Annotated in this window: 16 protein-coding genes and 1 pseudogene; 7 read left to right on the forward strand and 10 right to left on the reverse strand. The window is 44.3% G+C overall.

Annotation, left to right across the window (positions count from 1 at the left end):
- Positions 1 to 7: 7 nt before the first annotated feature.
- Together amrA and RJ60_RS02600 are read right to left on the reverse strand one after the other, a co-directional pair.
- Entirely contained in the window at positions 8 to 523 is a 516-nt protein-coding gene (gene amrA, locus RJ60_RS02595) for an AmmeMemoRadiSam system protein A (RefSeq protein WP_099828811.1), read from the reverse strand.
- A 9-nt stretch (positions 524 to 532) separates the two neighbouring features.
- The gene (locus RJ60_RS02600) at positions 533 to 1555 is read right to left on the reverse strand and encodes a 6-phosphofructokinase (protein ID WP_099828812.1); all 1023 of its coding nucleotides are present in this window, start codon (positions 1553 to 1555) and stop codon (positions 533 to 535) included.
- Positions 1556 to 1655: 100 nt separating this feature from the next.
- On the opposite strand from RJ60_RS02600, the gene rnr reads away from it, so the two are divergent.
- Positions 1656 to 3869, forward strand: coding sequence for a ribonuclease R (rnr, locus tag RJ60_RS02605; protein ID WP_099828813.1), 2214 nt, complete (start codon positions 1656 to 1658; stop codon positions 3867 to 3869).
- Here the strand turns inward: rnr and RJ60_RS02610 are convergent.
- Positions 3866 to 4363, reverse strand: coding sequence for a ferritin family protein (locus RJ60_RS02610; RefSeq protein WP_103133935.1), 498 nt, complete (start codon positions 4361 to 4363; stop codon positions 3866 to 3868). The two genes, rnr and RJ60_RS02610, sit on opposite strands and share 4 nt — an antisense overlap.
- A 151-nt stretch (positions 4364 to 4514) precedes the next feature.
- Between RJ60_RS02610 and RJ60_RS02615 the strand changes: the two genes are divergently transcribed.
- The 4 genes from RJ60_RS02615 (at position 4515) to RJ60_RS02630 (ending at position 8165) form a co-directional block, all read left to right on the forward strand.
- Positions 4515 to 5585 (forward strand): lipopolysaccharide assembly protein LapB, encoded by a 1071-nt coding sequence (locus tag RJ60_RS02615; RefSeq protein ID WP_099828815.1) that lies wholly within the window; start codon positions 4515 to 4517, stop codon positions 5583 to 5585.
- Positions 5570 to 6340, forward strand: a complete 771-nt coding sequence (locus RJ60_RS02620) for an A24 family peptidase (protein WP_099829013.1) — start codon at positions 5570 to 5572, stop codon at positions 6338 to 6340. The genes RJ60_RS02615 and RJ60_RS02620 overlap by 16 nt, the downstream gene beginning before the upstream one ends.
- A complete protein-coding gene (locus tag RJ60_RS02625; RefSeq protein WP_099828816.1) occupies positions 6337 to 7023 on the forward strand; it encodes an RNase H family protein in 687 nt (228 codons plus the stop codon). Before RJ60_RS02620 ends, RJ60_RS02625 begins: the two co-directional genes overlap by 4 nt.
- Positions 7024 to 7370: 347 nt before the next feature.
- Positions 7371 to 8165 carry a M55 family metallopeptidase gene (locus tag RJ60_RS02630; RefSeq protein WP_099828817.1) on the forward strand — a complete coding sequence of 265 codons (795 nt, stop codon included), beginning with the start codon at positions 7371 to 7373 and terminating at the stop codon, positions 8163 to 8165.
- Positions 8166 to 8204: 39 nt separating this feature from the next.
- Here the strand turns inward: RJ60_RS02630 and RJ60_RS02635 are convergent, their stop codons facing one another.
- Complete coding sequence (locus tag RJ60_RS02635; RefSeq protein ID WP_258006161.1) at positions 8205 to 8789, reverse strand: N-acetyltransferase; 585 nt, start codon at positions 8787 to 8789, stop codon at positions 8205 to 8207.
- Positions 8790 to 8896: 107 nt separating this feature from the next.
- Between RJ60_RS02635 and RJ60_RS02640 the strand changes: the two genes are divergently transcribed.
- On the forward strand, positions 8897 to 9796 hold the full coding sequence (locus RJ60_RS02640) for a GGDEF domain-containing protein (protein ID WP_103133937.1): 900 nt from the start codon (positions 8897 to 8899) through the stop codon (positions 9794 to 9796).
- On the opposite strand, the gene RJ60_RS02645 is transcribed toward RJ60_RS02640, so the two are convergent.
- The 5 genes from RJ60_RS02645 to RJ60_RS02670 all read right to left on the reverse strand — a co-directional run bounded on the left by RJ60_RS02645 (position 9797) and on the right by RJ60_RS02670 (position 17521).
- A complete protein-coding gene (locus RJ60_RS02645; protein WP_103133938.1) occupies positions 9797 to 11935 on the reverse strand; it encodes a hypothetical protein in 2139 nt (712 codons plus the stop codon). It lies immediately after the preceding gene.
- A gap of 1 nt (position 11936) precedes the next feature.
- The gene (locus RJ60_RS02650) at positions 11937 to 14180 is read right to left on the reverse strand and encodes a WD40 repeat domain-containing protein (protein ID WP_103133964.1); all 2244 of its coding nucleotides are present in this window, start codon (positions 14178 to 14180) and stop codon (positions 11937 to 11939) included.
- Between the two features lie 66 nt (positions 14181 to 14246).
- The gene (locus tag RJ60_RS02655) at positions 14247 to 14597 is read right to left on the reverse strand and encodes a VOC family protein (protein ID WP_243392226.1); all 351 of its coding nucleotides are present in this window, start codon (positions 14595 to 14597) and stop codon (positions 14247 to 14249) included.
- A 493-nt stretch (positions 14598 to 15090) separates the two neighbouring features.
- Positions 15091 to 16356 (reverse strand): NAD(P)/FAD-dependent oxidoreductase, encoded by a 1266-nt coding sequence (locus RJ60_RS02665; protein WP_103133939.1) that lies wholly within the window; start codon positions 16354 to 16356, stop codon positions 15091 to 15093.
- Positions 16357 to 16399: 43 nt separating this feature from the next.
- Positions 16400 to 17521: an Ldh family oxidoreductase gene (locus RJ60_RS02670; RefSeq protein ID WP_103133940.1), complete on the reverse strand. Its 1122-nt coding sequence runs from the start codon at positions 17519 to 17521 to the stop codon at positions 16400 to 16402.
- A gap of 259 nt (positions 17522 to 17780) precedes the next feature.
- Between RJ60_RS02670 and RJ60_RS02675 the strand changes: the two genes are divergently transcribed.
- A complete protein-coding gene (locus RJ60_RS02675; RefSeq protein ID WP_258006157.1) occupies positions 17781 to 18368 on the forward strand; it encodes a flavin reductase family protein in 588 nt (195 codons plus the stop codon).
- Positions 18369 to 18387: 19 nt separating this feature from the next.
- Here the strand turns inward: RJ60_RS02675 and RJ60_RS15960 are convergent.
- Positions 18388 to 19997, reverse strand: a pseudogene (locus tag RJ60_RS15960) (dipeptidase).
- Positions 19998 to 20246: the final 249 nt, after the last annotated feature.

Raw genomic sequence — 20246 nt, forward strand, 5'->3', positions numbered from 1 at the left:
ATCGTTGTCAGTAATACCTTTCAACCGCGAACCTGAATATCCTGTAGTCCTCGGATTCCCTGATGCCTGCTTTACGTAATGCTATTCTCAACTGTTGCTGAACAGTTTCGACGCCTTCCAGATCGGGTAGAAGGACACCCTTTCTGTTTCCAAGGGTGACAATAACCCCAAACATCTTTGGATTCAGTTCTGCGACAGTTGTCTCTTCAGGTAGTCCCAGAATGTCCACCGTTATATCCAGACAAGGCAATTCGCCCACGCTAATTGGTGAGAACCGAGGATCTCTAGTCGATGCTGAAATCGCATTGTTTATTATCTCAAGAGCCACGTTTTCTTCGGTGGGATATATCGTTCCTATGCACCCTCTAAGCGAGCCGTCACGAGTATGGATTGATACGAAACATCCGGCCCTTCTGGCAGTCAATTCCTCAGAAACCCATTCGGGCACAGGAATTACTGAACGCTGCTGCAAATATTCCTCCAGCGCATATTTTGCAACTCTTACAGGCTCGGAATTTGGCAACACTGTCCCTCAGTCGAAGAAGATCTGAGACAACTTGTAGTATTCAAAAGGCACAAGCTTCTTCGTGGCTATTCCATACTCAAGAGGTATAGAGATAATGTCATTGCCCCTAAGTGCAACCATTCTTCCAAAATCACCTTTCATAACAAGCTCCATTGCATGTACTCCATATCTAGTTCCGAGAATTCGGTCGAAAGCAGTTGGAGTACCTCCTCTCAGAAGATGTCCAAGAACTACTGATCTTGTGTCGTAACCGGTCCTCTCAGAAATGATGTTTGCCATATAATGGGCGATTCCTCCCAGTTTGATATGCCCGAAAGCATCGATCTTACTTTCATCGCCCACAACGTTCTCAAGTTCTGTTGGTTTGAACCCTTCGGCAACAGCAACAATCATATAACCATAGCGATCCATCCTGTTCTTCACATAGTCAAGGATTTCATCTATTGTCATCGGGTATTCGGGAATAAGTATAAGATGAGCCCCAGCAGCCATTCCTGCTTCTAGAGTAACCCATCCTGCTTCGCGCCCCATTAGCTCCACGATGATTATCCTTCCGTGAGACTTCGCGGTTGAATGCAGCCTGTCAATAGCATCTGCTCCAACATTAACAGCCGTCTGATACCCGAAAGTATAATCTGTATTTGCAACGTCGTTGTCAATTGTTTTTGGAACCCCAATCGTTTTGTATCCCATAGAGGAAAGCTTTGCGGCGACACTTAACGTATCGTCTCCACCGATGCCGATAATTACGTCCAGTCCCAACTTCTTAATGTTTTCCTCCATCTTGGTTCTCATATCTTCCGACTTAAAGGGGTTTGTCCTGGATGTTCCGAGAATAGTACCGCCAAGGATGTGAATTCCTTCAACATCGTTATCGGTAAGCTTCATGCTTTCTCCATTGACCAGCCCTTTCCAACCGTGCATCAAGCCGATTATTTCTACGCTTTCTGGAGCAGATTTGACAATTCCTCTAATAACCGCATTCAACCCTGGGCAGTCCCCGCCGCCAGTCAGTATCCCAATTCGCATTACTAACCTCCTGTAAGTTCTAATAATGCTGACGCATAGACTGTATAATTATAACATGAAGTGACGCAATCTTGTCTGACGACAGAGAGGGAAGAGGCTTATGAAGCTAAGTTTGAAAACATTGAGAGAACATGTGACATCTCCGGAATACTCACCAACTACGTTGAGAGGTCTTGCTGCCAAGCTAGAGCTAAGCGATAATGAAAGCAGGGCATTGCTCAAGAAATATCTTCAGCAATTGGTTGATTCATCGGTAATCGTTAAGGATTCCAAGGGAAGATACATCTCTCCTGGTGAGAAAACGGTGGTAGGGACAGTAGAGTTTGCTAGAAGGAACATGGGAGCCTTTATAACTATTGAAGACGGAGAAGATATCTTCATACCGTCGGAGGATACCGGCTTCTCAATTCATGGAGACACTGTCTTCGTAGAGATAACCGGCAGATTCAGAGAGATAAGAAAAGGAAGGATAGTCAAAGTCATAAAACGGAATAAGGAAAAGGTAGTAGGTACCTTCAAGACAAGGGGAATAATGGCCTTCGTAGTAGCCGATGACATCCGAATAAAGAACGACTTCTACATTCCACCAGAAGGATTCAACGGAGCAAAACCAGACGACAAAGTTCTTGTGAGGATTACCAAATATCCGTCACCGGGGAGAAATCCCGAAGGAGTAGTAGAGCGAGTTCTCGGAGATGCGCTAAGTCCAGAGGTAGACCTCTTAACGGTCATATACAAGCAGGGTCTGCCGGAGCCCGGATATTTTCCCGAAGAAGTTAAGACTCAGGCCGCTAAGATGTCAAGGAAGATTAGCTCGAGAGAGATAAAAGAAAGAGAGGATCTCCGGAGTGAACTGGTATTCACAATCGATGGCGATGATGCGATGGACTTCGACGACGCGATTTCTCTTAGAAGGAATTCCGAAGGGAATTATATGTTGGGAATTCACATAGCCGATGTCTCATACTATGTTCGCGAAGGGACGCAGATCGATTCCGAAGCCTATTCAAGAGGAACGTCTGTGTATTTGCTTGATACGGTTATTCCGATGCTCCCATTTGAGTTGTCAAACGATATTTGTTCGCTGAGACCAGAAGAAGACAGGTTGACTCTTTCTCTTTTGATTGAAATAGATCAGAGAGGACGGGTGATTGCCTCCGAGATTAAGAATTCCGTGATCAATTCAAGGAGAAGACTTACTTACTCGGAGGTAAATGGATTTCTTAATGGAGAAGCCTCTGCCGAAACGATGGAAAAGCTTAGGCCTGTTGCCGAGTCTTTGAGATTATCACATGAGTTGGCTCAGAAAATCAGAGATCTCAGAAAGAAGCGGGGCTCGGTCATGGACATTTCTTCGAGAGAAGTCAAGATCATTTTTGATGAAGAAGGCAGAGTAGCAGATATCCTGCCTCAGACCCGCGGGATTTCTGAGTGGATTATTGAAGAGTTTATGATACTGGCCAACGAGACAGTGGCCGAGATTTTCAACAGTAGAGGATTACCATTTGTTTACAGGATTCATGAAGAGCCTGATCCTGAGTCGATGATGCAATTGAAGAACTATCTCGAAGCTCTTGGCATGAAGGTAAAAATCCCTAGAAATGTTCATCCTAAAGCTCTTCAACAGATACTTGAGAAGACAAAGGATCATCCTCTCCACACTTCGATAGAGAGAGTTCTTGTAAGAGGTATGAAGCGAGCGGTATATTCCAGTAGGAATATCGGGCATTTTGGGCTGGCCTCAGAAGCATACACTCACTTCACTTCGCCTATAAGAAGATATCCAGATTTAATTGTGCACAGGCTCCTGAAGAAACTGGTGAATAACTCCGGGAGAGACCTCATTGAGGAATCAAAGGATCTTGAAGAAGTTCTTCCCAAAATTGCTTCTTGGGCTTCTAAGAGAGAGAGAGTTGCGAATGAAGCTGAATGGGATTTGCTAGACATGAAAAAGGTCGAGTATATCGCTAACAGAATCGGTGACACCTTTGACGGCGTTATAACAGGTGTCACGAAGTTTGGGATTTTCGTAGAGCTTACGGAGAAGATGATATCAGGTCTAATCCATATTTCAACTCTAGATGATTATTACGATTTCATAGAAAACCAGAACATTCTAGTTGGAAGGAAGAGTAAGAGGATTTTCAGAATCGGCGATCAGTTGAGAGTTCAAGTTGTAAGGGCAGACAAGACTACAATGGAGATAGATTTCAGCATAGCAAAAGAGAAGGAATCAAGAAACAACAAAAAGAAAACCGTATCATCAAACAAGTCCAGAACGAAGGAACACAACGGGAAGAAGAGAAAAAACTAGTACAGAGGCTCAAATCCTTGGGTGTTCCAGTATTCCTTCATAAGAGACTCATAGAGACTGAGAAGAGCCTGCTTGTGATTTTGTTCCCATTTTGAGAGCGTACTGAATAATCTCTTGATTTCGGCTTTCGAAGATTCCTCTGATTTTTGATTATAGAAGTCTTCGAAGTCTTTCTCTATAAGATAAGCTATTCTAAGCGCGGATAAGTCTCCAGCTAGGGAGTCAGCAGAAATGCCTTTCAGCTCAAGAGCCTCCCTCGAAGAGAATGTGTCCCTATCTTCGATTTCTGTGAAAGAGATTTCATCTCCTCTAGAGACTCCTTCGAACATTGCGGCGATGAAAGATACGTGATCCATTTCCATTTCCGCCAGTTCAGCGAACAATTCCCTAACTTCCGGAACGTGAATTTCCCTGGCTCTTTCTCTATAGAACTTTGCACCCTCTCTCTCTCGGGCCAAAGCATACTTCAATATAGCCAACTCTTCATTTCCCATATTGTGCCTCCTTAAGTTCTATTAAGACATTCACAAGTATTATCTCATTACTTTTCACTTCAACCAAGATATGCTTGATGTTCGGAAAGTCACTCTTATAGTGATCAAACGTGGTATATTTTCTACAAAAGACTCAGAGAAGAGGTGCCACATGGAGATTATTCGCCTCAAGTATGGGGAAAATACTTTTGCAATAACCGAGACATTGCCTTTTTCAATTGCTATTCTTGATCAAATATACGACGGAGACATTTATCTTGCAATTGATGATTTGAAGGGTAGCAAGATAGAAGGAGATCTCATTTGCATAAAGAATCTAGCCAACTTGTTCGATGATATAATCACACCTGAGAATTACGCGCCAATCGAGGTTGAGGAGTTCAAGGAATACCTCAGGGAGACTGACTTGACAATAAAATCATTTCCCAGGGGGACATTCTCTGGTTTTCAGGACAAGGTGCTAGCAATTGCAGATAGAGGCGATTACGAAAGCGCTCAGCAGTTTCTAGATATGCTTTTGGAAGCAAGTGTGGACAAAGCAACCGTTTGCGAGCTCAAAGGAACGGTCTTTCTTGAATCTGGAAACGAAGATGAAGGTATCAACTGGCTGCAGCGAGCCTTGAAGATCGACCCCTCATTAGTTACAGCGTACTCTTTTCTAGGTCAAACCTTTTATAACAGAGGGGAGTTCAATGAGGCTGCGGCATACTGGGAGAAGGAAATCGCTTTGTCGCCAGATCACCTCGTCACATATTTCATGCTCACCGATGCTTACATAAATGCGGGGCGCATGGAGGAAGCCTTGAACGTTCTCAAGAGCCTTTCTGAAAGAGATCCTGACAGCATTCTTACAAAAGTAGAAATGGCAGAGCTTTACGGTAAAATGGGCAATAGCGAAATGAGGAAGAAGATGGAAGAAGAAGTACTTAGCGCAAGACCAGTTTACATAAATGATATGGAGCCTTGGGCAAAGGTACAGTTCAAACACTCGAATTTCGACGTAGTCGAAGAATCTGCGAAGAAGTTTCTGAATGATGACCCCGACAGGCCGGAACTTAAGATGCTTCTTGTGGTTACTTTCATGAAGAAAGGGAAGTGTTCTGAAGCAAAGCGCCTTCTTGAGGGCTTTGAAAGTGAACAGGTATGGTATTACTACGGAAAGAAGGAGCTTTTTGACGAATATCTTACTGAGGAAGAGAGAAGACGGTGTGGAATAATCTAGTTCTGAGAGTTCCTGCATTCTTCGTGTTTGGGCTCATATTCGGGAGCTTCTCCAATGCTCTGATATTCAGGATTCCTTCAAAAGAATACTCTATAGTAAGACCAAGAAGAAGTATCTGCCCTGGCTGCAAACATGAGCTCTCATGGAAAGACAATATTCCATTGATCAGCTATATTCTATTGGGGGGAAGATGTAGGTACTGCGGTAAACCTATTTCTATAAGATACCCCATTGTTGAGCTTCTTACAGCATCCCTCTATGCGATAAATGCTTTGGTTTTCTCTCTTACGATGGCAACGGCCTTGTCTGTTTTGACCACGGGGCTGATTGTCTCTTCTTTCATTGATCTAGATTATTATATGATTCCTGATTCGGGAGTAATCATGGTAGGAATCGGTGCCTTCGCATGGTCAACACTAGAAGGAAGGTTTCCTGAGAACATATTGCACGCTCTTCTTGTCACAGGTGCAATGGTTGCATTCTTTCTTATTGCAAATCTCGTCAGGAAGGACAGTTTTGGCTTCGGAGATGTTGAGTTACTTGCTGCACTTTCGTTGGGAACGGGTATCATTGGATCTCTCTACACGATTATGATAGCTTCTTTCTCTGCTCTCATAGTCTATGCAGTTACAGCTGCAGCAAAAGGAAGGCACTTTGATAGAAAGGCTCAACTTCCGTTTGGCCCATTTATTGCAATCGGAGGCTACTCTACGCTACTCTTTCTGGATTTTATCGAGGCGCTGTACAGAGTATGAGAATTGGGAAGTGGACTGCCAATTTGAGAGTTGCTGCTTCTGGATTTGCAGAGTTTCTGAAGAATGAGGGACTGAACTATTCCATGGGTACTCTTGGAGAGTACTTTGTGGAATTGAAGAATGGCAAGGGTTTCAAGCTTTACACTAACCGGTCAGGTAACATCCGTCTGATTATGCCCTCAAGTTTTCCGGAAGAACTAGCGGAGCGACTGCTGTTTCTTTGGGAAGAATACAATGGAAGAGTCTATGAAGGAACTCATGTCTTTGTTGACGGGAGCTTCAAGGATAACATCGCGGGATACGGAGTGGTAGTAGTTACTGAAGGTCGAATTGAAAAGAAGATGAAGGGGTGTGCCAAGAAAAACCCGGAAATGAGGAATGTAGTGGGCGAGATCGAAGCAGTAATAGAAGGATTGTCCTACTGCCTGAAAAGGAGCTACAAGAAGGCGACTATTCATTACGATTATGAAGGATTGAGAAGCTGGTTAACAGGAGAATGGGAAGCGAAAAACGATCTTACGAGAAGGTATTCAGAACTTGCCCGCGATATGTCGAATAGAATAATAATCGAATGGGAGAAGGTAAAGGCGCATACCGGAAATACATTCAACGAGATTGCGGATAAGCTTGCCAAGGAAGCAGTTGATGAGTGTGATTATGATCATCTCACTCGAAGGAAGTGAGTGGCATCTGCAAAGCTATCGAAATCTTCGTTCCAGAGAAGGTTTTTTCGATCTGCTAATACGAGTAGACCTTGAAGACTTGTATGACCTCTCTAGGAATGCGATGATTAGGTGAGCGTTTATTCACTTGCGCTGATACCGATGACCGTGAATCGGGCTTGGTTATTCATATTTTTGTTGGTTTAAGTCTTCTCTGAAACCGTGAGGCAAATTTTTACTCTTGTTTTTGTTTCTTCTATATGGAAGAGCAAAAAACTATGAGAGGGCTGCGTTACGAAGAGCGCTTTTGATAGCATTGACGGTCAACTGAAGAAACTATTATACAAGTCAATCGAGGAGGAACGACTGTGAAAGTGTACATAAGTGCCGATATTGAAGGAACAGCTGGAATTGTTGACTGGGATGAAGCAAAAAAGGGTCACAAAGACTACGAATACTTCAGCAAGCAGATGACGGCTGAAGTGAGGGCGGCGGTTCAAGGGGCGTTGAAGGCAGGAGCCTCGGAAGTTGTTGTGAGAGATGCCCACGGAAGTGCGAGAAACATCGATCCTTCTGCTCTGCCTTCAGAGGTTCGGATTATTAGAGGATGGGCGAGAGATCCTTTGATGATGATGCAGGGCATAAACGAGGGTTTTGGAGCTGCTGTGTTTACTGGATATCATTCGCCTTCCGGGATGGGTATGAACCCTCTTTCTCATACCATGTCTGGAGAAATATACTATCTGAAGATCAACGGTGAGTTGATGAGTGAATTCTTGATTAACGCAATGTCGGCTTCCTACTATGAAGTACCTGTAGTCTTCGTAAGTGGCGACGAAGGAGTCTCAAAGATTGCTGAAGAATCAGTGAAGGGTATAATTACGGTCCCGACCAACAGAGGAAGCGGTTCTTCGGTTGACTCCATTCATCCAGAAAAGGCACTAAAGCTGATTGAGGAAGGTGTATACAATGCAGTTAGGAAACAAGAAGCCGTTCCTCTGGAATTGCCGGCAGAATTTAACGTGGAGATAGCTTATATTGACCATAGAGTGGCTCACAAACTCTCTTTCTTCCCTGGGGTCAGCAGAAGAGATGACAGAACTCTAGCCTTCGAAGAAAAGAACTATTATGAGGTCCTTAGAAAGTTGCTGTTTTTGCTGTAAGTGTTCTCTCTAGCACTACACAGGTTATGACGCGCTAGATTAGCGAATCGATAGACTTGGTCTTTTAAGCCGAACACTTGTCTCTAGTGGATATTCAGGAGGCAATTCGGTTTCCGGCCTGAAACCACATTTAGCGTATATAGACAATGCCTTTCTGTTTCTTCGAGACACATCAAGGACAACCTCAAACCCTGTTTTGTCAAGAGAATCAAGAATCACACGCCCATAACCCATACTTCGGAATTCTCTTTTGACAGAAATCATACCCAGATATCTCTGACAAGCACGAATGCTCATGCTCATAGCTTTCTGTAAGACTCGATACTCTTTGAATAGTCTTAATCCGAAAGGACCAAAAGGAAAATTCCTAAGCTCAGGTTTTTCAGAAACCAATTCATTCATTGTTTCTGGAGAGTAAAGAGCAAATATTGCAACTGGTTCTTCATTAATTGTACAAAGTGTTATGCGGCTGTGGTTTATCGGGCTATTCATTGAAGCAAGACACACAATCCCATCTATAGCTCTTTTCCCAAAAGCCTTTTCGAAGTGAGAGGGATCTGTGTCGTAAATGAGCGGAGCAATGAAATCCGTATCGCTCAGTTCACCCAATCTGAAATGCATCATCGTCTTCACAAGTGAATTCTATACTTCTAAAAGAAGTTCTTCAACTGTATGCTGGCATGGAATTGCATTTGATAAAATTAGTTTGAGCTGGGCGCTTAAGGAGGCTTATGAATACTAGAGAGAGGAAACCAGATGAGAGTTTGAAGATTGCAGAACGTCTGCTTGGCGGATTCCCTGAACCTTCGGCAATTCTTTCCATCAAGGGTAAGATTGTCGTTAAAAACACAAGGTGGGAAGGGCTAGTTGCCGCTTACTACTGTGAAATGAGTTTCATAAGAAATGATGAATTCGATTTTCAAAGCTTTCTTTCTCTGCTGGATGGCCCGGCAACCAGCAGATTCATAGCAGTTATGGACGGTCATGAAGCCAATGAGTACTTCTCGCTAGAAGATGAAGGCCAACGTGGAGGTTTTTCATTGACGATTAGCATCTCTTCTTTGGGTATATCGGAAGAGCTGTCTTACTTGATTTCCATTAGGGATGACAACGAATCCAGTTGTCTTATGAATGCGCTGAAAGATATGGCCTTTTCCGATCCACTCTCGGGATTTGGAAACGAGAGCTCCATGCATTCCTTTCTGACCGAAAGGATTTTTCTTTCGAAACAAGAAGGCTTCTCATTTCATGTGATCTGTATCTTCCTCTCTGGGATAAAAGAAATCACTGCGATGTTTGGAAAGAAGACGGCGGATGGGTTTTTGCACAGATTCAGCCGGAGGCTCGCCAAAGAATCATCTGAAGAAAGGCTCTTCAGAATTATGGAGGATGTTTTCATAATCGCAATTGATTCCGGTGAAAGGTACACTGTTTCTTCTATGGTGTCTTCACTTGTTTCAAGTCTTGAGAGACCTGTTTTCATAGGCGATACAGAGATATTGCCCTCGGTGTTGATAGGAGTCTGTCAGTTCCCAGTAGATGGAGAAAGCTCGGATTCCCTCTTGAGCAATTGCTTTTCAGCCGCGTTTATCGCAAAGAGGAAAAATCTGAAGTGGAGCTTCTATTGTTGATCAGTGGAGATAGAAAACAACCGCATCAAACTCTCCTCTATTGGAACCCACATCGCCATCATTGGAAGCCGAATAACCCGCTACAGCAAATCCATCGCCGCAACTCGCGATCGAAAGACCCACATCTTCCATGTCTCCGCCCAGGAAGGTTTGCCAAAGCAGTCTTCCATTGTTATCAAGCTGCAGAATCCAGAAATCGCTGTGGGTTAACCCGGTCTTTCTCAACGATGAACTCTCATGACTATTCGAACTGACATTCGACTCAGAGAAACCCACCGCCTGAACTCCTCCGGAAGGTGTCAAATAGAAATCCTTTATCACATCGTTGCCGTCACCACCGAATGTTTTTGCCCACAGGACTTCTCCTTCGGTTGAGAGCCTAACAACATAACCATCATAATCTGGACTCTGCCTGTGAGAGAAGGTCCCATTAGTGGAGTTAGTAGAGCCACTGATAAAGATGTCGCCAGAAGGGTCTACCTTCACAGAAGAAGGAGAAACCTCGGTTTCTCCTGCCAGCACGCGTGACCAAATCAGGTTTCCTTCTCTTGAAACCTTCAGGACAAGAGTTGATGAGAATTCTATAGTGATTCCATTAACTGTCAGTTTACTCCCTGAATTTCCCTCTGCGTCTCCGTCATCTGATGTGGTCTCTGCAACAATAACAATGTCACCGTTAGGATCAAGATCAAAAGCTACTGCCCTATCGAAAGAGCTGCCACCAAACGATTTCTGCCAAACCTCTTTTCCAAAGTTATCTAGCTTCAAGAGCACCACATCGCTTTTGATACCATCAAGTGAAGACTTAGTTCCCAAAAGAAAGTATCCATCTTCAGACTCTATCACCGAAGCAGCTTCACATAATGGCCCGTGGATCTGGAACCTCCAACTCTCATTGGCAAATCTGTCAAGTTTGATCGCAATTAGAGTAGATGATTCTCCGATCTTCATTCCCGATGATGCATGCACTCTACCTGAAACAAGAAACCCACCGTCAGAAGTAGCGATTACATCACCGAACTCAGTCCAACCTAGATCGAATCTCTTCTGCCAGGCAAGGTACCCATTTCCATCTAGTCGCACAATCCACCCATCTCTTGAAGGGCTGCCGGGTGTTGCATTAGTTTGTGTGAAACTTTCCGATGATCCTGCTAGAATCAAACTTCCATCAGATAATGACCTCACCCTTGTGAAGATATCCCTTGATTCGCTACCCATAATCCTTTTCCACAATAAGCCGGGTATTGTCTTTGTTGAGAATGACCAGATAGGACTCTTTACTGAACCGCCCTTTCCGTCATCTGCGACAACCTGCCAGAAATACCTCACCCCGTCTTCAAGAGGGGGTAGCGAATAGTGGTTCTCCGTTATGTTCTCGACCAGTTTTTCCAGCTCCGCACTCCCAAAAAACAGATCGTACGACAGAGGGTCTCCGTCCGGGTCAGCACATTTCCACGAAAGAACGAGATCACTGAAAAAGTCTTCGATCCCATCTTCAGGAAAAGGGGAAAAAGGCTCTAGAGGCCATTGATTTTTGTCCATAATGATTATGCTGAAGGTTTCACAGTGCCACTGTTTCAACTCATCTATCGCTTTAATGGTTACTCTATGCGCTGAAGGGGCTTCGGTAAATGTAGCAGTGTAACTGTATTTGTAATCCTTTATGAAACCTACTCCACTCACCAACTCGTATTTCACATTGCCGGACTCTGAAATAGTGACCTCTCTCAAGTCGATTTCGAGGGTTTCGCCTTCAAGAAGCTTCTTGTTATCTATTCTTAGTAATGGTGGTTGAAGCGAGTTCTCTATTAAGACTTCAATCGGAATGACTGCCGTTAAGGTATCCGATTGAACAACGATTTCAACATTATCTTTGGGGAGGTTGAGTTGCCTTGAATCAATCAAAAGCAAATCGTCAACTATTTTACCGTTTCCGCCAACCACCGAAAAAGAGAGGCTATTTCCGTTACTTTTCACGAGATCTGTAAGTGAAAGCGAAAGCTGTTCTCCGAACTTGATCCTGATTGCTTCAGTCTGAAGCAACTCGAAATCTTGTGTCTGTCGTCTCAGCAGCCCGAGACCAAGAACGGCTGCCAGGGCAGCAGAGCTTACCAAAATTATGAAAAGCATCCTTTTCATGTCAAAGTCTTACCTTACGTCTCTTCTTCTTTGAGGAGTGTGTAATCTTGAGAAGGAAACCCATGGTTATTGCCAAAATTGGGATTAACCAAGCCCAGGATGTAATCGAAGCTTTCTTATCCTCAGGAGGAGCCATAAGCGTGAAACTCGCTTGAGTAGAGTTCCCTTCAACGTCATTAACAGTAACAATGTATTCTCCGTATCCATTTACAATAATATACATTTCCCTTTCTCTTTCGTTTACCGGGTAAGCCTTTCCAGAAACGACAACCTCTTTCACATTTACGTCATCTCTGACCGTGAAAGTCAGTATTCTTTCATTGTCGGAAGCGGCAAACTGGACTGGATCGCCATAAATATCAGGATACCCTGTTGAAACTGGATTCACAGAGAGGTACATCTTCTCTAGCCATCCGTAACCTGTAACAAAGTAGCAACTCTCGCCTTCTTCAGTTGCCTGCACCTCTTGGCCCTGTCTGAGGCTCTCATGATCCTCGGAAACCCAGAATCTTCTCGGTTCTGCTTCAATAGCAAAGGTTGCGGCACTCTTGTTCCCTTCACAGTCAAAAGCATAAACGGTATAAACACCCGTTCCTTGAACTTCAGTCTTTATTTCTTCTGAAGCAGAATTGACTTCGAGTGTTGAGACTGTGAGATCTGGTGAGACGATTTCGACGGTAGTTACGGTAGCGTTATCCGAAACGGAAAACTCAAGATACTTGGTTTCCCCTAGCGAGACTCTCTGCACTCCTTCACCTTCTATTAGGGGAGGTTCAACGTCCGGAGCTGATCTGGAGAATGAGTCCTTGTCGAGCCACTCGCCGTTCACTAGGAAGGCTGTCTCTCTTGAATCATCTATGATAACCCTGTCACCCCTTTGATAAACTCCGATATCTTTGACAACGTACATTACTATCTCTTCAAAGCGCACCGTAAGAGTTCTTTCGTCGTAGAGCCCCGAACTATCGTAAGCTCTTATAATATAGTCACCGGCGCCATCTGGCTCAAAGACAACTTCCCTGTCCGCTCCAATTGCGACTTGCTCTCCATTTACTGTCACTTGCGTCACGGATTGAGAGACAGAAAAACCGACAAAGGCTTCCTCTATGGTGATGTTCTGAATCGAAGGGCCGTAAATCTTTGGCAATTTGTCAAGTTGGAGAAGAAGCGAGTTGATCTGCTTTGCTACTTCCGATGGTTTTGCTCCTTCATTTGTGCTTACTCGATCAAGTGCCTTTGAAGAAGAAACCCAATTTCCAAGAGCATTGTAAGAGAAATACTCTCCGTCTCCAAAGCCTATAAGAGTCCCTATTGCTGAGCCTTTTTCGATATCCCATATCTTAATAGTCCCGTCTGTGGAAGAAGAATATAGGGCATAACCATCACTCGACAGAACAATCTCCGTTACGTCCCAGTTATGACCCGTAATCATATTTACCAGGCTGAGTGACGGAAGAGAAAGAAGTTTTATCGTTCTGTCACAAGAAGCCGTGTAGACCACAGCATCTTCGACTAGTATCTTCGTGACTCGCGCGTTGTGGGCTCTTGAAGTCTTAAGTGGAGACCACGTTTTTACATCGTAGGATTTCAAGTGACCGGCTTCGGAGCCCAGAATTAGAATCGTCCTCCCCCGATCCATGGAGACGGCAGTGAGAGATCCAACCTCGGCTCTGATAACCTTTACTTGTTGACCTGTTGAAGTATCCCAGATTCTTAGGGTCCCATCCTCTGAAGCGGAGTAAAGACGATTCTGTTCGGGCCAATCGACTATCGAGTGCACCGGTCCAGAGTGGCCTCTTAGAGTCCTTATGAAAGAGAGAGAAGAAAGCGACCAAACTTTCACCGTTGCATCAGAACTGCATGAATATAGTGTTTTACTATCATCTGTTACTATCAAGTCATTCACAGCACTTGTATGACTGCTAAGGACTTTGATCTTATTGCCAGTCTTGAGATCCCATACGATGATCATTCCATCATCATAACCGGCAATTCCCATCTTTCCGTCAGGCGAAACGGCTACTGAAGTAACCCAAGCGCTGTTCAGTAAGAGGTTGTTTAGGAGCCTTCCATCTAGAAGACTCCAAACTTTGACCGTATTATCGATATAACCCGAAACCAACTTCTCTCCGTCGGAACTGACAGCAACTGAAGTAACACTGAATGCCTTGCCATCAGGCAAGTAGTCTATACCAACCGCAATGAGAGAACAAAGCAAAATAACAAAGAGTGTAACTTTTCTCAAATCTATCACCCTGACTGGAGTTCTCAAACAATTCTACCATTCATGACCGATAAGAAACAGCTTGGACTATTCTTCAAGAAATCTCTGAATCTCTAATCGATGGCCGTCCGGATCGCTTGTGAAGAAGTGATAGATATTGAACTCCTCATTAACTATCGGGTCGGTGCAAACTACTCCAGCACTGATCAATTTCCTGTGAAATTCATCAACATTTTCGGTCAATAACGTTATTATCGGATCGCCTTTTCTGGAACGATCATGAAGATGATTGCAGAACCCGAGCATGCCGCCTCCCGGGGTTGAAAAGATCAAGCATTTCCCCTGATCTTTAAACAAGTCCAGACCGATTAGGTCTTTATAGAATGTTCTCGCAGAGCCGAGATTACTTGTTCCAAAGAAGACTATGGAGTTTATCACCTTCAAGAACTATCCCTCCCTTTTAAAGTAAAGGCCCGATCTTTGATCGGACCCTTCCGGTTGATCTTTCATACATTATCGGGTGCTATGAGGAGAAGTCGCACTTAAAAGGGTGTTGGTGTGCTTTGCTCTGGCGTTGCCGTCTTTCACGTAACAGTACAATCTTTCATCTCGGCTTTTCAACTTTGAGACCTTTCGATGAGACAAGTAGTTCAGGAAATATGTATATTTTCAGTTGCGGAATAGTTGCAAATGCTTTACCGGCATCGATTTCTCGGTCAAGCGGTTAGCCTTTCAAGAGTCGCAATCACTTTCGAAAAGCAAAAAGAGATAGAGAAAGAAGCGATCTTTGGTACAACGAAAGAAGGCTCATTCTTTGCTTCTGACTCAACTACACTAAATTTGGTGCTGAAACAAATCGCAAGCACAGTCGAGTTGATCGTCTTCAGAAGTAACTTACTGTGGTAAAAGCAAACCGCGCCTCAAAACCTCCTTATTTGAGGGAAGAACCCAGTAGTCTCCCGTGGCCTGTGGCATAGGTTATCGATCTAGTGTGTCCGCTGCAGTCACCGATGAACTTCAAATTGCTGTATCTGCCGTTGTCTATCTTATTTGAGTAGAACTTGACCTCAACAGCATACATCAGATTGTCAGGATAAGAGATACCGGGAATAACCTCGCTCAGTTTCTCAATAAACTCAGTGATGGAAACGGAAATTCTCCTTGGCAAGACTAGGTTGATGTCGCCAAGAATGAAATCTCTTTCGGGCAATGTAGGCTTGACTCTTCCCAGCCTCTTGGTTCTCTTGCTTTGGATGAAGTCTTCATAAGTCTGCGAAATGACTTTCCTACCTCCGGCAAGAATGTTGCTTAACCTACTTATATATGAGCCATAACCAATCGGATCGTGAAAAGGTTCCGTGAACCGTGTTGTACATAGAATGGCGAAGTTTGTGTTTTCGGAGCTTCCATCAGAATTTGAATGACCGTTAACCGTTACGAAGTCGTCGTAATTCTCTAGCACAACCTTTCCCGAGGGGTTGTTACAGAAGGTTCTTACAGTGTAGCCTGTTTTGGTCTTCAATCTGACTTTGAACTCGTACATTTCGTTGTTGATCTCTTCCACTACATGATCAGGCAGCTCGAATCTCACTCCAATATCCACAGTATTACTGGACACAACGATCTCAGGATATCGATCGGTAACCTTTTTTATCAGAGCATGACCACTCCTTCCTACTGCAATAACCACGTAATCAAACTCGGCCTCAAATCTCTCTCCTTGAAGAACTATCTTGGAGTCTTCGATATTTATTCCGTCGACTCTGGAGTCAAAATGGAAGTGGATGTTCTTTCTATTCGAAAACTCATCGAAGATCCTTGTCAATACTGAACCGAGTTTATCCGTACCTATGTGCCAGAATTTCGAGTTAACGGGCTCAAAACCTTTCTCATAGAAGAGATTAAAGAAACGCGACTTTCTATCAAAAGAGATACCGGTCTTGACTTGGAGGCTGTCGTCTGAGTCCAGTTTTCCCAAATAGTAATCAACTACTTCTTTTTGAACAGAAATAGGTATTTCCATGTCGCCGCCCATGGTATCGGAAACGAAAATCTTACCGTCGGACCTGATACCGCTTATGCTTGAACCGAAAATGTCTTTGGAACGTTCCAGGATATGAATCTCATGGTTTTCACCCAATATCTCGCTTATGAACCCTATTGATGCCGCACCAAATCCAACTACTCCGATTTTCATGAAATGAGTCCCTGAAAGGACATTTCACCTCCCGGTAATTGTATTATTCCCAGCTAAACTTATACTCATATAGCCCCAATTCATCACGAAGCTGTACTAGCTGCTTTCTTAGAACCGCATTCAAAGGGGCCCCTTTATCTTTTCTCGATTGCCATGCAATGTATTCCTTTTCTCCGGCAGTATAGATTCGTTCTTGATTGGGAGCCTTCCTTGATGCCCTTAGCTCTCTAAGAATATCGCCTGCCGTCTTCTTGAACTCTGCTATTGGACTGAATGGTTCGATGTTGATCGCAATGAAGAAGTGACCGATTGGGATGGGTTGCTTTTCCTGTGCTGGTCCAAATCCTGATAACATCTTCAAGAAACTGCCCGCTTGCAGTGCCGCAGATAAAATCTCAACGACAGTTGCATAGCCATATCCCTTGTATCCTCCTGTCTCCTCACCTATTCCTCCTAGAGGGGTTAAGGCTGCCTTTCCCTTTGTCAGGTCAATAAGGATTTCCTGAGTGTCCGTCCTCGGTTTGCCGTCGAAACCAATAACCCACCCTTCAGGAATCTCCTTTCCTGCACGAGCATAGACCTCTATCTTTCCCCTTTGAGCCACAGACGTTGCACAATCAAGGACGAAAGGAAACTCTTCGTCTGTGGGTATTCCGAAGGTCAGCGGATTGGTTCCTAGCATGTTTTCTACCCCGAAGGTTGGAGCAATTGACGGACGAGCATTTGTGCCGGTTATTCCAATCATGCCCTCATTGATTGCCATCATTGGATAATAGCCGGCTATCCCGTAGTGCGTTGAATTGCGCGCTGCAACCATGCCCATTCCATAAGCTTTTGCCTTTTCGATAGCAAGCTTCATGGATCGATAAGCAATCACATGCCCCATTCCATTGTGCCCATCTACTACAGCCGTAGTGGGACTTTCTCTAACGATCTCGAAGTCTGTTACTGGATTCTGAACTCCATCCCTGATTCGATCGACATATATAGGCTTCAATCTACCTACGCCGTGTGAATCGATACCTCTCTTGTCCGATGCAATAAGAACATTAGCACAGATTCCGGCATCTTCTTCCGGAACTCCAACGCCAACAAAGACATCTTTCATAAAGGTTTCAAGAGTATCAAAGTCGACCCAGATAACATCATCATATATGTTTCCCACAAAATCGCCTCCTTGTCTTTCTCCTCAGTTAATTATACATTCTGACAAAACTATGTACAGTTTCGGTCATTAAGAGATTCATCACATCATCTGAAGGTCTTCTTCTATTTCGATTTTCTTCTCATGCAAAGCCGGCTTTTGAATGCATATCGGCTACTTGCTTTTCGGAGGTGCAATCGAGTAGAATGGATTGATAGCAGATTTCCCGCATTTGGTGATAGGTTGTTTGCAGTGTTATCTTCTGACGAAGGAACGGTGAGTGTGGTTGAAGGACAGAATTGGACCGGGAATATACCTGTACCCAATGCCTCTTGTAGTTATAGGTACGATGAATGAAGAAAGACCTAATTATACGACTGTCGCGTTTTGTGGGGTAGTGGAGGTTCAGCCGCCGATGCTTCAGATTTCTTTGGCGAAGACTAGATTGAGTTGCAATAATATTGAAGAATCTGGATGCTTTAGTATAAATGTGCCCTCTCTTGATATGCTTAGAGGGGTAGATTATATGGGGATCTACTCCGGAAAGACAACCGACAAGTCGGAGCTATTCAGTACTTTCATGGGAGAAACCGTGGGAGTTCCGATGATCAGTGAAGCACCACTCAATATGGAATGCAAACTTATCCAGAGTTTCGAGTTCGGTGGAATGCATGTAACTTTTGTAGGTGAAGTTGTTCAGACATACTGCGCCGAGTCATGTCTAGTTGATGGACTCCCGGATGTCAAGAAGATCAGTCCGGTTGTCTTTTCAGTATATGACAATTCATATTGGTCCATAGGTATGCATCTCGGTAAGGCATGGAACATAGGTGTGAAATACACGCCTCCAAGAGAGGGAACAGAATAGTTCGGAGGGGTGGTAAGTTTCATTTCCTGTCGTAGGAAGTTGGCCCTTCAGGCCAATTGGTCTGATCCAGCCATTCTTGTGGATACCCAACAGGTTGAGCCATGTTCCCTTTTTCGCTTATGAACCCATCGTTGTATCTTACTATCAAGTATTCCGAAAAATCCCACCATGCCCTGATGATCTCTTCGGAGTTTCTTGCGCAGAACTTCGTCAAATACTCTGAAACCTCTTGCGGACCGTTAGAAGTCATAGCGGTAACGTATGCCTCAACTTCTTGAAGACGACCAGGAGAAAGAGTCTCGTATTTTTCTTGCATTAATCTGATATCCTCGTGCATGTAACTGTATTTCATAGAAGCCCAGTTCGAAACGAAGTTGAATGCCCACCACGCACTGTTCCTACTGAACTCCGAAGTGTCGCACACTTCCAAAGAATCAGGAAGAGCATTCACCCCTGCGTAGAATGGAATGAAACAAGTGTCTGCGGGCTTGTCGAGCCCTATCCACATCAACCCTCCTATTGGATCGGGAAGCCAGTCCCTTCCCTGGCAAACGAAAGTATAACCGCAATACGTAACCGATACGGGTCTTTCCCAAGCTCCGTCAAGTTTACGGGAGGGATCCCCTACATCTCCCTGGCCATCGTATGGACCATAGAATCTGTCAGGATTACCAAATGGGCCGGCGGCAATTCCTTTTGTGAGGTCGAACTCCGTTCCTTCATAGTGATCTCTGTAAAGGTTCATTACATCTCTTGCAGAAAGCTTCTTGTCGGGTTTCACAGAGAAGGGATACTCTCTTGTGAATCCATCCTCAACCCACGGGGAGAAGTTCATGCTGGGAGCAATCAGAGAGAACAAGCGCCACACTCTTCTCAAAGAGTAATAGGGATGGTTGTACTCGCCTAGACTAACAGTCCTGAGCCAGTCAAGAAGCCCCTCTTCTGGGTTCCACCAGCCGTGTTTCTCAGCAATCTTGTGAAGAGTTTTCCCGAAGAGGATATCGGGATCTTCAGGATCGATTTCCCTAATTCGAAACTGATTAGCGGCTACAAAAACCTCTCCGTCGGGAACTCTCTTTGCTACCCATAATCCTCCAGTGCCCTCAGGCGAAGGACCATCTCGATAATCCAAGCTTCGTTTGGGTCAGCAACCGGAAGGGTCTCTCCTGTGCCGTAGTAGCCATATTCTTCAATGAGGAAACCAATCAGGTCAACTGCTTCACGTGCAGTTTTACAACGCTCGAGAGCAACGCGAGAAAGCTCAGAGGAATAGAATATCCTTCTGCCTGGCTCAGGTCCGATCTGTATCTTTGCTCCATCAGTGCATTCTCCGAACATCAGCTGATGTTCGTTCATGATTCCGTATGATCCGTCAAAGTAAGCATAAGTATGTGGTACTTGAGGAATCATTCCGATGGGAATCGACGGAGGATATTGCGGTGTATCATAGGCCGATGCTCTTGTAGATACAATTCGCGGATAGGTGAAGCTGTTGTACTGAGGAAGCTCCCCAATTGCGACTGCAGTGCAGTATACTGGTCTGAACGAGCCTGGTTAATGGTCTCTAGCAGGCACGTAGACGATTCTTTGATCGGCAAGGTCGTTGTCGTCTGAATGAGCAACAATCATAGATCCATCGACACTCGCACTCTTTGTCACAATAAGAGTAGTACAGGCAAAGGAAGCTGATGCCAAAGTCAGAACAAGAATTGCACCAAAGACACTCAAGACTTTCAAAGCTATTCACCTCACTTGGTTTGAAAGGCAAGTACTGAATCTTGGTTTCTGCCAACCATCAAATATACTCCTACAGCAGAAGATAAAGGAACTTCTTTTCTTGTCTCTTTTTTGGTAGACTTAGACGGCTTGTAAGAAATC

The sequence above is a fragment of the Mesotoga sp. B105.6.4 genome, from assembly GCF_002896535.1.
In the GTDB taxonomy this organism is placed as follows: Bacteria; Thermotogota; Thermotogae; order Petrotogales; family Kosmotogaceae; genus Mesotoga.